This is a genomic window from Bacteroides oleiciplenus YIT 12058 (assembly GCF_000315485.1).
Lineage (GTDB): Bacteria > Bacteroidota > Bacteroidia > Bacteroidales > Bacteroidaceae > Bacteroides > Bacteroides oleiciplenus.
This window is the reverse complement of sequence record NZ_JH992940.1, coordinates 1,549,839-1,566,141: the sequence shown is the minus strand read 5'-3', so window position 1 is coordinate 1,566,141 and position 16,303 is coordinate 1,549,839. Positions and strand designations below refer to the sequence as shown.

Here is a 16,303-nt window from a genome sequence, read left to right as displayed (position 1 = left end):
TTCCTTAGTCTGATGGTAACAAAAAAGGGAATCTTTTCTGAAGATTCCCTTTTTTAGCTTCTTTTGAAAGCCTATTATTTCTTTTTGCGGTCACCGTAGCGGCTCATGAACTTATCAACGCGACCTGCTGTATCTACCAATGTAGACTTACCAGTGTAGAACGGGTGAGAAGTGTTAGAGATTTCCATCTTTACCAACGGATAAGTTTCACCTTCAAACTCGATGGTTTCTTTTGTATTTACAGTTGAACGAGACAAAAACATGTCACCATTAGACATATCTTTGAATACTACCGGGCGGTAATTTTCAGGATGAATACCTTTTTTCATTTCAATATTTGTTTTTTAATTATTATATTCGGTTACTATTTTGGTAATAAATAGTGTAATGGTCTTATTTTTCAGAGCGCAAAGATAGTGTAAGTCGCAGATAATACAAAATAAATTCAGATTTATTTTTGTTTAAATCGCAGTCTATCCTGTTTAGAGGCAATGCTTTTCTGTGAATCAGAAAAAAGTTTCCTGAAAAAATAGGTTTATCGCTTTTTATTTCAGATTTTTGCATGGTATTTAAATTTATATCCAGCATGAAGAAGCTACTTTTCTTATTTTCCTTATGGCTCTGTGTTACGACGGCAGGAGCTCAGCAGAACGAACGGAATTTGTATAGCGTCGCGTTCTATAATCTTGAGAACTTGTTTGATACGATTCATGATGCAGGCAAGAATGATCTTGAATTTCTACCTACCGGTAGTTACACCTGGACGGCTGAAAAGTATGAAGCCAAGTTGAAGAACCTTGCCAAAGTGTTGAGTGAGGTTTCACGTGACAGGGTTTCCGAAGGTCCTGCCGTGATTGGGGTGGCGGAAGCTGAAAATAACCGGGTATTGACGGATTTGGTAAGTCAGCCGGCTATTTCCAATTATAAATTTGTGCATTATGAGGGACCGGACAAACGGGGGATTGATTGTGCTCTGCTATACGACCCGGCACAGTTCACTGTAACCAACTCCAAACTGGTGCTTTCCACTCCCTTTGAAGGCGATACGGTACATTTGACGCGTGGTTTCCTCATTGTGGACGGACAGATGGCAGGTGAGCGTATCTGTTTTATTGTGAATCACTGGCCTTCCCGTGGTGCCAAGTCTCCGGTGCGTGTGCATGCTGCTAAGCAGGTAAAGGCGTTGACGGACTCTTTGATGCGTGAAGATAAGAAGTTGAAACTGGTAGTTATGGGTGATATGAATGATGATCCTATGGACGAAAGTATGGAAGCATTGGGTGCGCGCAAATATCCCAAACAGGTGAAGAAAGGCGAATTTTATAATCCCTGGTGGGAAACTCTTGAAGATAAAGGGGTGGGAACCCTGCTCTATCGTGGTAAATGGAACTTGTTTGACCAGATCGTAATTTCCAAACCTTTGCTGAAAGCTAAGAAAGGCTTGAAGTACGATCATAATGAAGTGTTCATCCGCGAATATCTTATTCAGCAGGATGGCAAATATAAAGGTTCTCCGTTGCGTACGCATGGTGGACGTGAATGGCTGAATGGCTACAGTGACCATCTGCCTACCATCATTTATTTGAAAAAGTAGTATATATAATAATGTGTAAATGATGACCGGAAAGCCAAACTTGCTTTCCGGTTTTTTTGTTATATAAAATAGAGATGCAAAAGGGGCGGATGAGAGCGACAGATGAAAAGAGTTTGTAATATAGAGATTACAATATTCTGTTAAAATCATCCAATAGCTTTAAAAGAGAATTGTTTTGACGGGTAGGAAGCGATAATTTATTCCCGACCTGTTCTTTCTTTTGGAAGATAATGACTACTTTTGCGTAGAATTTTCATTCACTAACAATAAACTTTAAACAAAATGGTTAATTACAAAGATTTGGGTCTCGTAAATACAAGAGAAATGTTTGCGAAGGCTATCAAGGGTGGATATGCAATCCCTGCATTCAACTTCAACAACATGGAACAGATGCAGGCTATCATCAAAGCTGCAGTTGAGACAAAGTCTCCGGTAATCCTTCAGGTATCTAAGGGTGCTCGTCAGTATGCTAACGCTACACTGTTGCGTTACATGGCTCAGGGTGCTGTGGAATATGCTAAAGAATTAGGCTGCAAACATCCTGAAATCGTTCTTCACCTTGACCATGGAGATACTTTCGAGACTTGCAAAAGCTGTATCGACTCAGGTTTCTCTTCAGTTATGATCGATGGTTCTCACCTGCCTTACGAAGAAAACGTTGCTTTGACAAAGAAGGTAGTTGAATATGCTCATCAGTTTGATGTAACTGTAGAAGGCGAGCTTGGCGTTTTGGCTGGTGTAGAAGATGAAGTTTCTGCTGAACACCATACTTATACTGACCCTGAAGAAGTAATCGACTTTGCTACTCGCACAGGTTGTGACTCTTTGGCTATCTCAATCGGTACTTCTCATGGTGCTTACAAGTTCAAACCCGAACAGTGTCACGTTGATCCGGCTACAGGTCGTTTAGTTCCTCCTCCTTTGGCATTCGAAGTATTGGATGCTGTAATGGAGAAACTTCCGGGATTCCCCATCGTGCTGCACGGTTCTTCTTCAGTTCCTCAGGAAGAAGTTGAAACTATCAACAAATATGGTGGCAAACTGGAAGCAGCTATCGGTATTCCTGAAGATGAACTGCGTAAAGCAGCTAAATCTGCAGTTTGCAAGATCAACATCGACTCAGACTCTCGCTTGGCTATGACTGCTGCAGTTCGTAAGGTATTTGCTGAAAAACCGGGAGAATTCGACCCTCGTAAGTATCTTGGTCCGGCTCGTGACAACATGGAGAAACTGTACATGCATAAAATCCTTAACGTGCTGGGTTCAGACAATAAATTGGCTGAATAATCTACAGGTCTGTTAGAATATAAATGGAAGGCTGCCCTTGAAAAAGGGCAGCCTTTTTTGATACTCGTTTAGTAATCAAGTCTGTTTTTTGCCGGAATATGCTAAATTCATTATAACTTTTGATTAATAGTATTTTTCAATTCTGCCAAATCCTGCTATCAATTTATTTTATTTTTTTGTTTCTGTAAAAGTAAAGGTGAGGTAATTGAACAGGTGAAGTAACTACTAGGTTGAAAAACTACCTATAGGTAGTGGCTTTACTACTTAGTGATAGTGAATGAACTATCCAGTAGTAATTGCTTGATTACTACCGGGTAATATTTTGTCTGAAAAGAGTTGGTTTATCAAAAAATGACTATATTTGTGGTAAATGTAATTAAGTTGTATGAAAGAGTGTAAGCAATATAATGCATTACCTTCCAGAATTATTCAGGTTAAACGTCAAAGAGGAAATCTGAGATTTGTAGATAATCGTTCCTGTAACAACGTGAGTTTACAATTCGCAAGGGTTGATGTGCGAGGTGTAGGCAAATTTGAGACAACACAATTTGATGAAAAAAGGAAGTCTTATTGTTGTGGTCTTCGTAGCTACATTAAGGGTGTTGATATGAACTTAACATTCACGCCAACTGCAGTAGTAGGAGGAATCCCTGAAAAGATTGGCTTTATTCAGATTGTCCACAGAATGGATCCTGGAGAGGTTAAGCCTGTTCACCGTTTAAGAATGGATTCAAACGGAAATTTCTTAGACAGAGCACGCCCCTATACTAACCCCTTATATGGGACTAAAAACTTGATAGCAGGGCAAACACTGGATAATAGTACACCTGTAAGTGGAGCTGTATCAGTTGGAGCAGCACCTATAACATTAACAACTTTGGGAGATACGACTACATTGACACCCGCGACCATGATTGATACTCCACGATCCTGTAGAGGAATGATGTTTCAAACATCTGCTGTTGGTTTAGTAAGCAAGCACTATTACGGTACAGTGAAATGGGGATTTAATAGAAGTCACAGTTACGATATACTACCTGGCGATACTGCAGCGGTAGTAACAAGTGTCAATAAATGGAATAGTGTGGGGCGTGCTGAAGGAGGATTTGTACTAAACAGTAGCTATAGGAAAGGATTTCATTCATATCCGGCAGGGTCAGTTATAACAGATGTAACATTTGGTAGCACATATATAAGAGGAAAAATTGGCGGTACTGCTCTTTCTCATATTCCCTTTACCAAAGTTAATGATGATAGTTCAGGAACATCGGTTACTCCTTTTTAATAATTCATTTATATAGAAGTACAAAAAACTTTCAAGTTTAGTTTGCTGTTAGCATTTCTTCTTGAAGGCAGAAAGTATTGTGCCGTTTATTTCTTTTCAACTTTTAACTTTTTCAACAAGCTTCTGATATTTTGTAGATAAGACTTTTTATCTGCCGCTTATAAGTTTTATACCATATCATCTCCCGTCTTCACCACAGCCACCTTCAGTGTCTTATGGAACGGGATGAAAGCGGAAACTATTGCGATGACCAGAGCTGTGATTAACAAATACCCGATAATGGTTTTTATTCCCAACAATAAGCTTTGTTGTTGCAGGATGGTGTAGAGGCTATTGGTGGCTATCTGGCTGGCTTCGTTATATCCATGTCCCTGTGTCAATGCGTTGTTTAGTGCCTGAGTGTAGCGTGTTGAAGTCACTGGATTAGTCAGTACCATGTTCTCCGAGAGGGTATTTATTCCCTTCATTTGCAAATGATAAAGTGCATTGCTGAAGAATGAGGCGGATATGGCAGGAGCCAGTACCGAGCGGAAAGAAATCAGGAAGAAAGCATTCGATAGCATCAGTTTAGGGTCTAAATCCTCTACTACATATACACCAAAAGCGATGAAGAGGCTCATCATTGCCAGCCCGCGCAGGAATACCGGGAGGTAAAGCATCTCATAAGTAGAGTAGGGGGTGACGCCAAAATAGAGTATCGCCAAATAAATGACGTAGCAGAACATTCCTCCTGAAATGAGGAAGCGGAACCGCCATCGTTGCCAACGGAACCACCAGAAACAAATGATGGCTCCCATTATGAAACCGGGTATGAGCAACAGGCTCAGTGAGTTGGCGTGTACGCTATCTACTTTGATAATACTGTTCAGATAGTTGGTAATCAGTGAACTGCTGGCACTGAAAAACATTACCAATACCATGAAAGTATATCCGATGATGGACTTATGATGGTGGAGAGGCTTTAGACTGACGTAAGGCTTTTCTTGTGTGCGCTGCCGCTGTACAAAGAGATAAATCAGTAGCGGAATGGCGAAAACGTACACTTTAATTTTTGTAGAATCAAACCAGTCCAGTGTCTTTCCGTAAGTAAATACATAAATGCTGAATAGCAGTGCCGCTGCTATGATGAACATGCTTCGTCCGTCTATGTCTTTATATGGAATACGCATAGGGCGCTTGGCGTACCGGAAAAATAATAAGATGAAAATAATGGCAATGAGCATCAGCAGAATGGTGAAGTAGTACATGTATTGCCATTGATAATAGTAGGCCAGTTGTGCCGTCAGCGCCATTGAAATCTGTCCGCCGGAGAAAACGATGGGGTAGAAGTAGGCGTAGAATTCGCTACGTACATTCTTTGGGCTGAAGAACGGGCGAATCTGAATGATGAATTCCAGCATGATGAAAGCTTTTAGAAAGCCGATGAAGAAGCTGCAAATAATCGTAATATCCATGTTGCCGACCTGGGCGCAGACGAAACTGAGAATGATTTGCAGTAACAAATCGGTCAGTAGCAAGGTCTTTGGGGTGGCTATAGCACGTATTTTAGGAATAATGGGATAGGCTACTGCCATGCCTGCCGCAGCGGCGTAGTACCCCATTGTGAGGTCTTCGCTGAGTATTCCGAGGGTGTTGCTGACCTCCAGCATGCTGCCCGTGTACGTTCCATTGAGCATAATAATGGGAAGCATCACCACAAACATAGTGACAACGCCCAACCATTGTGGTACCCAAGGCCGCAGGGGAAGATTCAGTTTTACCATCAGTGTGTTGCTTTATTTTCTTAATGCTTCTGTTTCTACCATCATGCCCGCCCGGAGGTGTGCCATTTCTTCGGGAGTGGTGTCGTTCAGCTCAATACGTACAGGGATTCGCTGTTGCACTTTGACAAAGTTGCCTGCGGAATTGTCGGTGGGGACTAAAGCGTATTTCGAACCGGTAGCTTCGGAAATAGCCGTCACGGTACCATGAAAGATATGTCCCTGGAGGGCATCTACCTTGATGCGCACTTTCTGCCCGATATAGATGTGGGCAATTTGTGTTTCTTTATAATTGGCGGTGATCCATTTGTCATTGCCTCGCACAAGGTAGGACATCGTTTGTCCTGCCTGCACGAATTGTCCTGGTTCGAGGGTGCGGCGTCCCATGTAGCCATCGTAAGGCGCGGTGATTATCGTATACGAAAGGTTGAGCTGGGCCATTTCCAGGTCTGCTTCTTTACGGAGGATATTGGCTTCGGCGCCTGTAGACTTTTTATTCGTTTCGGAGTATTGTGATTTGGCAGCTTCCTTTTGTTGCAACAGTGCCTGGTAACGTGCCTTGGTAGCTTCGTAGTTCGTTCTCACCTGTTCGTACTGCTGCTGACTGACGGATTCTTCGGCAAGCAGATTGGCGTAACGACGGTAATCTTGTTCCTGTTGCCAAAGTTTTGCTTTGGTTTCTGCAATGTTGGCTTCTTGGATGGCTACATTGGTCTGCGAAGTCTGGATGCCGGAACTTAATACCTCTTTTGCTCCTTTTGCATCCATCAGGGCGGCTTGCGCATCTTTGACTTTGATGCGGTATTCCCGGTCGTCGAGGATGAGGAGTGTATCTCCTGCATGCACCGGCTGGTGCTCAGTGAAGCGCACTTCCTTGATATATCCCGACACACGGATATTCAGTGGGGCGATATATTGGTCTACCATTGCATCATTGGTGATTTCGTAATTGAGGTATTTCCAGAAATAATTGACGGTCCACGAAATGCCGGCTAATGCCAGTAGAATGCAAACGGTGTTAAGGGTGATATTCCTTATTTTTAATCTTCTCAGTTGCTTATGTTTTTTTTGTAAATCGGACATAGAATAATTCTAAATTCTAAATTAATAATTAAAAATTAAAGGTTGCCGCAGGCGCGTTGCAGTTCATAGTAGGTGTAGATGGTTTGGGTGCGGGCTACAGTGAGTTGCAGTTCGGCATCAAGACGCACGCTGCTTGCATCGAGCAGGTCGGTCAGGATGGAAAGTTGGTTTAAGTAACGGTTCTGCACAATCCGGTAGTTCTCTTCCGCTTGCCGGACGGAGAGTTTTAGGGCTTCCACCCGCTCCATGGCTTCTTTGTGGCGGGTATAGGCGGTTCGGATGCTGATTCGGATGTCCTGCATCAACAACTCTTCGGCATACTTTTGCAGTTGCACGCTTTGCCGGGCTTCGTGCATCTTATACTTGTTCTGATAGAGGGAAGACAGGTTGTAGGTGAGGCTGAGGCCGATATTCCAGTTATTGTTGTATAAATCGGCCATTGTGCTGCTGAGCGGGCGGGCGAGGGTATTGCCTGCGTGTAATGAGAGACTGGGGAGATAGTCTGCTTTGACAAGCTTTATGTCATTTTCCACAAGAAGGATTTGTTGCCGGGCTATCTGCATGCCGGGGTAGTTGTTGTACGCCAGTTGTACATAGGTATCATAGTCAAGTAAGTTGATGGCGGTATATAATAGTGTGGTATCTGGGGTAATTAACAGCGATTCGTCCAGTCCCAATAAAATATCGAGCTGTTGCGAGGCGATGGCTATGCTGTTTTCTGCTTCCTGATAAGCTAGGCGATCATTGGTTAGTTGCAGTTCGCTGCGGATTTCATCATTGCGGGTGACGATGCCTTCCCGTTTCATCCGGCGGATATCTTTCAGGCGATGTTCGGATTCTTCGATATTGCGTGACAGAACCTCCTGCTGTTTGTAATAACTGAAAAGCGTCATGTACTGTTGCAATAACACTAACTTGATGTCTGCTTCATTATCAGCATTACTCAAAGCGGCTATTTGCTTTTGGAGTTTGGCTGCCCGTATTTTACCTTGCAACTTTCCTCCTTGGTAGAGTGGCTGTGTCAGGTTGATATTATAATTCTGTGACCAGTCGGGTGTTTCGGGACGTACCGGATGGGACATTCCCCGTTGAAAAATAATCGGTTGGCCAATCACTCCGGCACTGGCACCGACCTGGATGTCCGGCAACAGGTTTGTACGGGCCGACTTTTCCCGTTCACCTGAAATGGCTTCCTGTATTTTGTTTTTTTTAAGCTGGAGACTGTTTTCTGTGCCTAGACGGAAAAGTTCATCTACCGATAGCAGGCGGGCGGATTGTTGGGCAACTGTCCACAACGGAACTACAAGAAGGATATTGGCAAGCAATAAGCGGTGGATGTTAAAACTGGCTAAGTATCTCATAGAGTGTCTGTAATTGATTGGAACATGCGTTGAGGTTTTCTATTCCCATTTGTTTGCCCGTCTGGGTATAGAAGTCTTGGATTAACGGGCGAATCCGGTTGGATATTTCTTCTCCTGCGGGGGTGAGATATACAAGCCGGTTACGCCGGTCGGTAAGATCTTCCTGACGCATTATCCAGTTTTTCTTTTCGAGATTTGCCAGCAGATTGGTCATACAGGCTTTATCTTTGGCTATCTTTTCGGCCAATATCTGCTGACTGACTCCTTGTTCTTGCCACAGGCAACTTAGTACTTGCAGCATTTCAAAGGTCATATCTATATTATTGCGCTTCAAAACACGTTGTAGGGCTTGGCGGAATGCCATGCGGGTCTTTAGCATTTGTAATATTAGCGCACGCGATGAATTGTAATTCTCCATTGTTGTGTTGCTTTAGTTTCTTTTTCGGGTGCAAAGGTAGAGCTTTTTATCGGGATTAGTCAAATATTTGACTAATATTTATGTTGAACACTTGAAAGACTCCGATGATGTGGACAGCGTTCTTCGGGTAAGATAAAAAAAATGAAAAGGTTTTTGAAGAATTCTTACTGTGCTAATGAATTTTTATTAGTTTTGTGAATGTTTATTTATTTATAAAAAAGAAATTGGGGGAGTAAAAAGATATGAATAACCTATACCGTATACTCGTATTTATATGGCTGATTATAATAGCCGAGTTTAACGTAACATATGTACATGCAGTAAATAACTCTTTGCCGGATAGTCTGATAACCGACGACTATGTTTATGAATACACCTTTTCGGATTTTGACAAGGCAGTGCAGATTATGCAGGAATTGCGCAAGCGGAATGCCTACTCACAATTTCGTATGGATGTGACCGAAGGCGATTTGTATTTTAATACAGGCCGCTACCTGCAAGCACTGAAATATTATAAACGGGTGCTGGAAAGTGATTCTGTACGCAGCAACGACAAGGAATATATGGAGCAGGTACACCGCATGGTTTCCTGCTATGACTGCCTGCATGATGAAGCAAAGAAAGCCAATTATGTACGGCGGCTGTTGCAGAAGGCGGAGCGGTGTGGTAACATGGAAATGAAATCCATTGCCCTTTTCAATATGGGGAAAATGGTCTATTATCAGGAGGACAAGCCACGGGGCTACGAGATGATAAAAGAAGCTATCTCCCTGATGAAGCGGACGAACTATAAATATAAGTATGACAACCTGCGGTATAATTATAACTCGCTGCTTATTATGCAGCAACGGGACAGACGTTACGAGGATGCGCTGCAAACGCTGGAAGAACTTGAAGAGGTGGTGACCGAAACTACCAACGAGGAACCCGGTATTGGAAACCTGGCGGAAAAGGAGAAAAAAACTATGTATGCACAACGGGCGGTTGTCCTGTCCCGGTTGGGGCGAATACGGGAAGCGGATGAAGCATACCAGGAATGGAAAGCCATTGGGGAGGCATACATCAAAGATGATTATTTGATTATCCCTTATCTGATGGACAGAAAACGGTATGACAAGGTGATTGAGATGTACACACCGCGTGAAGCGTTCCTATATGCAAACAAGGATACTATCAATTACCACATGGTGGCGGTGAAACGTTCGCTCGCCAAAGCCTATGAGGGCAAAGGAGACTACAAGTTAGCATCACGATATTATGAGGCACTTGCTATCCTGACAGACAGTCTGAAGGTGCGGGAACAAAAAAGTTCCGCTATCGAACTCGCCACGGTATATGAAACGCATGAACGGGAAGCGGAATTGCACGAACAGACAGAACGGGTGAGGATGCGCAATGTGATGCTACTCTCTTTTGGGGGAGTCTTTGTTATCTTGCTGATACTGTTCGTGAGGAACGTGCAATATACCCGCACCGTCCGCGAAAAGAATGTCGTCATGTCGGCCACCATACGGGAATTGCTTGCTTATCGTGACAATCTCTATAAGACAGAGGAAGAATTGGCGGTTCAGAAAGCAGAGCATGCACGCTTACTCAGAGCGCCCCTGGTAAGTGTTCCGGTTACGGGTGAACAAGATAGCTCGGGAACCTCCTTTGTTACTGATAAAGAAATGGAAGAGAATGTAGTCCTGTTCCGCAAGCTCGACCGTATCGTTACGACAGAAAAACTGTTTACCCAACAGGATTTCTCGCGTGAAGGCTTAATGAAATGTATCGGTGTGAGCAAAAACCGGATGATAAGAATTCTGAAACAGAATGTAGATGCCGATTCAACGGAGTATATCAATGGCAAACGTTTGGAGTATGCCGTCGAATTGTTGAAAGAACATCCCGAATATAACATTGCTATTGTGGCGGAACGGTGCGGAATCAGCGTTTCCACCTTTAACAGGACGTTCAAAAATAAGTATAAGATGACTCCGAACGACTATAGACGTACTTTGTAAAGCATTGATTTCTAGCTTCGGTGACAATATGACCGAAATTAAGGACAATATGACCGAACAAGAACCTTTTAAAATATTGTTCTCTCAATCCATTTCCGTATTTTCGCCTGTAATAATAAAAAAACGGAACAGTTTATGATAAAGAAAATTATGACATATTATGTCTCATATCTGGACGAGTATCTTCGCCGTAAGTTCCTGCAGCCCGAAGGTGTGGCAGAAGTAGGAGCCATTGGCAGTAGTGCTGATGAAAAACCTTGTAAACTGATTGTTTCGCTTGTTAACATTGAACGCGAAACGGCAGGAGGCATCTCGGTAGGCCTCAGCCGTGGTGGCTCGGGATATGCGCGAACTTATCCGCCGTTGTTGCTGAACCTGGATATGATGCTTGCCGTCGTATATGACGAGAAACGGTATGCCGAATCGTTATCCGTACTGCATGAAGCGTTGCTTTTTGTCCAGTCACATCCTTTTTTTGATCTGGACGGACAGAGATATACGGTAGAAGTTGTAACGCTGTCGGCACAGGACATTAATAACATCTGGACCACACTGGGTGGGCAGTATTATCCGTCGGTAATGTGCAAGTTACGCCGCCTGACTATTGATGCGCAAGAAGTGAAAGATAGCGGGGCAACGATGAAACAGCCGGATATAAAAATATGAAATAAAAAAACATGGGACGATTTATTACATTCATTGATATAAAGGTAGTACATGGTTACTATGGTGGTATGTCGGGTTGTTTCCGCTTTCGACCTACGGCAAAAACAGAAAGGTTGATGCGTAGTAGGGAAGTGCTGGTTCGGTATACAAGTAGCGGTTGCCAATTTCTGATAGAAGACGGTTGTGCAGGATTTTTAAGTGGTGACGAATTGGAGTTGACTTTGCAGATGCAAGATAATGATTTTGCTCTTGTAACGCAATTGGACGATTATCGTCCACAAACGTTTTACCGATTGGATTTACCCGAAGATAGCCGGGAGATAGATGTAGTTTCTGCCCTTGTGCCTACGGAAGGGCAAAAGGAGATATCTTATTTTTGCTACATTACTATTAAACTGGCGGACAAGATGCTGGAAAAAGCAAAAGCTGGAATGCCGCAGGAATATCTGCTCAGGTTCCGTGAGGCGACTTACCGATGGGAATTCTTGCTTGTACCTCGTCGCGAAAGTATGGACGAATCAAAGACATTTCTACTGGAAGATATACAAGGAAAGTTTTTTTTTACTCTCCCTGAGAAATATATGAATCCCTCTTTCGGTGGAATGATGTGGCGAATTTTTTCTACATCTCCCATTGTGTGCCGAAAATATCAGGATTGCGACCTGCAACTGTCTGAGGTGCTGACAAAGGAATTTTCCAAACTACTTTCCGATGCATTCTCCAGAGATATACAGCCAGAGGAATTCTTTAGCTTGCCACCTGAATCACTGCCCGGGGTACTTCCTAAGATTCTTGTTGATAGATCGCTGAAAAAAAGGATTGTAAGTCGATTCATTTCCTGTCCGCAACCGGGAAAATTCCAGACGAACCAACGGGACTGTATACGGGAAATCTGTTATATCTAATAGATATTGGCTATACTGGTTTAATCTTACTAAAATAAAATTGTATGGGAAACATGAAAACACCCGGCGTTTATATCGTAGAGAAGAACGCCTTTCCGAACTCGGTGGTGGAAGCGCCGACCGCTATTCCGGCTTTTATCGGCATTACGGAAAAGGCTCAGAATGGGAATGATGATCTGACTGGCATTCCTTGGAAAATATCGTCGATGACGGAGTATTTACAGTATTTTGGCGGAGTGCCGGAGCTGAAGTTCAATGTGGATATAAAAAAGTATTTTTATCTGTCGAAAGAACAGAAAAAGGCTGATCCTAAGAAGACACTGGTGGAAGCTTTGGTAGAACCTGTATCCAAAATATTTAAGTATTGTGTATGCCCTGCAGGAGAAACCGGAGAGGTGACATTTAATAAAGACGGTGTTGGTACGGAAACAAAAACAGGGGAAAATGGAGAAACCACACCTGTCGGATATGCTTTCTGTGTAGATGGAGAAAACAAATATACTTTGTACTATAACATGATGCTATTCTTTGCTAATGGCGGCAGTACTTGCTATGTAGTATCCATGGGAGGCTATGGCGATAGCAAAAATACGCTGGTTGACAAGAAAGTGGAGACAGCTTTGAATGCCTTGAAGAAAATACAGGAAGTGACCCTGATTATAGTGCCGGAAGCAGTAGAAACTGATGCGTGTGCCAAAATTCAGCAATTAATGCTGAAACATTGCGGAGAAATGGCCAACCGTTTTACTATTTTGGATATGCCACCTAAGTATCCTGGCAACAGCCCATTGGATACCCATGTAGAAACTTTTCAGGGAAATATCGGCAGCAATTACCTCTCCTATGGGGCGGCTTACTTTCCGTGGTTGAACACTTCGGTTTTGGGTGACAGGGATTTGGATGGTGGAATGTTCTCATGGACTATGAATGCGGATGTATACGCCAAGATAGCGAAATTCTCGCAGACTGACAGCCAGTTGCAGAAAATAGTGGATTTCTTTCTGAAAACGACTATCCTATTTGAAGAGGATAAAAGCAAAGAAAATGAAACAGTGTCAATCGGAGGAAAGAAATATAAATATGAAGAGGTGAAAGAAAAGGATTTGAAGAAGGATTTGGGTGAAAAGTTCACTGTGACAGTAAAGGAAGATTTAGCGGCAACTCCCCATAAGAAAACCATTACTCTCTTATCGCCTGATGCAGTTGATAAGAATGATTTCCATCAAGCATTGGTAAGCGGTTCCATCCTTTATCAGCAAGCTATGAAAGCTGTGAAAAAATATCTAAACCTGCTTCCTCCTTCTGCCGCAATGGCGGGTATTTACACTATGGTGGACAACAGCCGCGGTGTATGGAAGGCTCCGGCAAACGTGACATTGAACTATGTGGACAGTACGACAGAAGATATTGATGATGAACAGCAGGCAGGCCTGAATGCGCCGATGAATGGCAAAGCCATCAACGTGATACGTCCTTTCCGGGGTGAGGGTGTCAAAGTATGGGGAGCACGCACACTGGACGGAAACTCGTTGGATTGGCGCTACATCAATGTACGTCGCACCCTGCTCTTCCTCGAAGAATCCGTGAAGAATGCTTCCCGTGCCTACGTGTTTGAACCGAACGATGCGGGCACATGGATTAACATGAAGTGTATGATAGAGAGTTTCTTGCGCAGCGTATGGAAGCGCGGCGGACTGGCAGGTGCGACACCTGAGGATGCCTTCAGTGTACATGTGGGGCTGGGTGATACAATGACGGCTGATGACATATTGGAAGGTATCATGCGCATCACTGTGTTGGTAGCCGTTACACATCCGGCAGAATTCATCGAAATCACTTTCCAGCAGCACATGCAGAAAAGCTGATAACCTATTGTTAAACTAAAAGATTAAAAATCATGGGAGAATACAAAACTCCGGGCGTTTACATTAAAGAGAAGAACGCTTTTCCTAATTCCGTGGTAGAGGCAGAAACTGCTATCCCGGCATTTATCGGGCTGACTGAAAAAGCCGAAAACGGAACGGAATCGTTGCTGAACAAGCCGGTAAAGATTTCATCAATGATGGAATACAACATGTATTTCGGTGGTGCACCAATACTGAAGTTTATGCTGTCGGTTGAAAGCGGAGTCGTTAACGAAGATGAAAAGACTTTGTTGGTCTGTAATAAAGGTAAAAATGTCAGTCTAAAGGCTGTGCGGCAAGGTGATTTATACACTTTGTACTATAACCTAGTTATGTTCTTCGCCAATGGCGGTGGTACTTGTTACATTGTGTCGGTAGGTGATTACAACACTGGCGTATTGGACAAAAATGTCATAAAGAATACGGTGCTTCCCGGGTTGAAGAAAGTGCAGGATATTACCATGCTGGTAGTTCCTGAAGCTGTGAACACGAAGGATTGTATGAACATTTACACGGATATATTAGCACATTGTGAAGAACAAAATCGTTTTGCAATAGTGGATATCCCATCGCTCGGTGATAAGGCAGTCGATACGTTTCGTGATACCATCGGTGGTAACCATCTTTCGTATGCAGCGGCTTACTATCCTTGGCTGGAAACATCTGTGTTATCTGACAATGACATTAACGGTGAGATGTTGATATGGAATTATACGTCGGTTCCCGACTTGAGCTCATTTGTAGACAAGGCAAATTTGAAGTCTGGAGAAGATACTCCGATGGAAAAGTATGTAAATATATGCTTTGGTAAGATCATCACAAAGAAAGACGGTGAAACAAAACTGAGTGATGACGATGTCAACCGGACAAAGAACGACTTGCATAACGCTCTGTTACAAAACTGGCCGGAATATAAGTTGTTGACAAAGAAAGTGAAAGACTATCTGAACCTGCTTCCACCTTCGGCTGCCATGGCAGGTATTTATACGATGGTAGACAACACACGCGGTGTCTGGAAAGCTCCGGCCAATGTTTCTGTTAACTATGTGAACAAACCTTCGATGGTAATTGACAACAAGGCACAGGAAGAACTGAATATGCCGATGAACGGCAAAGCCGTCAATGCCATCCGCTCTTTTGTAGGTGAAGGCGTCAAGGTATGGGGCGCCCGCACATTGAATGGCAATTCTCAGGACTGGCGCTACATCAATGTGCGCCGCACAATGAGTTTTCTGGAACATTCTGTGCAGAATGCTGCCCGTGCCTACGTATTCGAACCGAATGATGCTAACACATGGATTAACATGAAGTGCATGATAGAGAACTTCCTGCGTAGCGTGTGGAAACGCGGCGGACTGCCCGGCGCTGTCCCCGAAGATGCATACAGCGTGCATGTCGGACTAGGCGATACTATGACGCCGGAAGATATATTGGAAGGCATCATGCGCATCACAGTGCTGGTGGCTATATCACGTCCGGCTGAGTTCATTGAAATCACATTCCAGCAGCAAATGCAAAAAAGCTGAGATTTAGCAGGAATTAAATAATTAATAATTTAAAAATAGAATATTATGGCAGAAGATGGAGCAGCACAGAGTGCGAGTACACAAGCGTGGCCGTTACCGAGTTTTTATTTCAAGGTATCAGTTACCGATGTAGGGGATATTTCGTGTAGTGAAGTATCGGGGCTTGAAACGGAATATGATATGATAGAGTATCGTGCAGGAGATAGCCCAATTTTTACCAAACAGAAAATGCCGGGAATGAGGAAGGCCAGCGATGTAACCTTGAAGAAAGGTGTTTTCAAAGATGACAAGGCGATGTGGGATTGGATTAACGGCATCAAGTTGAATACGATTAAACGTGCAACGGTTACGATCAGCTTGCTGGACGAATCGGGTAAACCTGTGAAGACTTGGGAACTGACCAATGCGTGGCCCAAGAAAATCACAGTGGAAGGTTTTAAGTCAGACGGTAATACGGCGGCAATAGAAACCTTGATTTTGGCACACGAAGGAGTAAACGTCAAGTAGT

At 43.3% G+C, this 16,303-nt stretch carries 14 protein-coding genes; 9 read left to right on the top strand and 5 right to left on the bottom strand.

Translation table 11 applies throughout. From position 1 onward, the window contains the following. Nucleotides 1-74 precede the first annotated feature (74 nt). Entirely contained in the window at nt 75-329 is a 255-nt protein-coding gene (locus tag HMPREF9447_RS06780) for a type B 50S ribosomal protein L31 (protein ID WP_007212861.1), read from the bottom strand. 257 nt (nt 330-586) lie between these two features. Here HMPREF9447_RS06780 and HMPREF9447_RS06775 point away from each other — a divergent pair, with 257 nt between their 5' ends. From HMPREF9447_RS06775 to HMPREF9447_RS06765, 3 genes are all read left to right on the top strand, one after another. Further along, nucleotides 587-1,594 (top strand): endonuclease/exonuclease/phosphatase family protein, encoded by a 1,008-nt coding sequence (locus tag HMPREF9447_RS06775; RefSeq protein WP_009128957.1) that lies wholly within the window; start codon nt 587-589, stop codon nt 1,592-1,594. 282 nt (nt 1,595-1,876) lie between these two features. Further along, nucleotides 1,877-2,881: a class II fructose-bisphosphate aldolase gene (locus tag HMPREF9447_RS06770; RefSeq protein ID WP_009128956.1), complete on the top strand. Its 1,005-nt coding sequence runs from the start codon at nt 1,877-1,879 to the stop codon at nt 2,879-2,881. Nucleotides 2,882-3,266: 385 nt separating this feature from the next. After that, on the top strand, nt 3,267-4,166 hold the full coding sequence (locus HMPREF9447_RS06765; protein ID WP_009128955.1) for a hypothetical protein: 900 nt from the start codon (nt 3,267-3,269) through the stop codon (nt 4,164-4,166). A gap of 167 nt (nt 4,167-4,333) precedes the next feature. Here HMPREF9447_RS06765 and HMPREF9447_RS06760 read toward each other — a convergent pair whose 3' ends face one another. From HMPREF9447_RS06760 to HMPREF9447_RS06745, 4 genes are read right to left on the bottom strand one after another with little or no spacing between them, the layout of a single operon-like run. Further along, on the bottom strand, nt 4,334-5,929 hold the full coding sequence (locus HMPREF9447_RS06760) for an MFS transporter (protein ID WP_009128954.1): 1,596 nt from the start codon (nt 5,927-5,929) through the stop codon (nt 4,334-4,336). Between the two features lie 12 nt (nt 5,930-5,941). Next, nucleotides 5,942-7,009, bottom strand: coding sequence for an HlyD family secretion protein (locus HMPREF9447_RS06755; RefSeq protein ID WP_009128953.1), 1,068 nt, complete (start codon nt 7,007-7,009; stop codon nt 5,942-5,944). 35 nt (nt 7,010-7,044) lie between these two features. Beyond that, nucleotides 7,045-8,370, bottom strand: a complete 1,326-nt coding sequence (locus tag HMPREF9447_RS06750; protein ID WP_009128952.1) for a TolC family protein — start codon at nt 8,368-8,370, stop codon at nt 7,045-7,047. Continuing rightward, nucleotides 8,348-8,788: a MarR family winged helix-turn-helix transcriptional regulator gene (locus HMPREF9447_RS06745; protein ID WP_009128951.1), complete on the bottom strand. Its 441-nt coding sequence runs from the start codon at nt 8,786-8,788 to the stop codon at nt 8,348-8,350. The genes HMPREF9447_RS06750 and HMPREF9447_RS06745 overlap by 23 nt, the downstream gene beginning before the upstream one ends. A gap of 242 nt (nt 8,789-9,030) precedes the next feature. Here HMPREF9447_RS06745 and HMPREF9447_RS06740 point away from each other — a divergent pair, with 242 nt between their 5' ends. The 6 genes from HMPREF9447_RS06740 to HMPREF9447_RS06715 all read left to right on the top strand — a co-directional run bounded on the left by HMPREF9447_RS06740 (nt 9,031) and on the right by HMPREF9447_RS06715 (nt 16,302). Then, entirely contained in the window at nt 9,031-10,794 is a 1,764-nt protein-coding gene (locus tag HMPREF9447_RS06740) for a helix-turn-helix domain-containing protein (RefSeq protein ID WP_009128950.1), read from the top strand. A gap of 135 nt (nt 10,795-10,929) precedes the next feature. Continuing rightward, complete coding sequence (locus HMPREF9447_RS06735) at nt 10,930-11,460, top strand: DUF4255 domain-containing protein (RefSeq protein ID WP_009128949.1); 531 nt, start codon at nt 10,930-10,932, stop codon at nt 11,458-11,460. Between the two features lie 11 nt (nt 11,461-11,471). Continuing rightward, nucleotides 11,472-12,365 carry a hypothetical protein gene (locus HMPREF9447_RS06730; RefSeq protein ID WP_009128948.1) on the top strand — a complete coding sequence of 298 codons (894 nt, stop codon included), beginning with the start codon at nt 11,472-11,474 and terminating at the stop codon, nt 12,363-12,365. A 44-nt stretch (nt 12,366-12,409) separates the two neighbouring features. Further along, nucleotides 12,410-14,230, top strand: a complete 1,821-nt coding sequence (locus tag HMPREF9447_RS06725) for a phage tail sheath C-terminal domain-containing protein (RefSeq protein ID WP_009128947.1) — start codon at nt 12,410-12,412, stop codon at nt 14,228-14,230. A 32-nt stretch (nt 14,231-14,262) separates the two neighbouring features. Further along, nucleotides 14,263-15,795 (top strand): phage tail sheath family protein, encoded by a 1,533-nt coding sequence (locus tag HMPREF9447_RS06720; RefSeq protein ID WP_009128946.1) that lies wholly within the window; start codon nt 14,263-14,265, stop codon nt 15,793-15,795. Nucleotides 15,796-15,840: 45 nt separating this feature from the next. Further along, nucleotides 15,841-16,302 (top strand): phage tail protein, encoded by a 462-nt coding sequence (locus tag HMPREF9447_RS06715; protein WP_009128945.1) that lies wholly within the window; start codon nt 15,841-15,843, stop codon nt 16,300-16,302. Nucleotide 16,303: the final 1 nt, after the last annotated feature.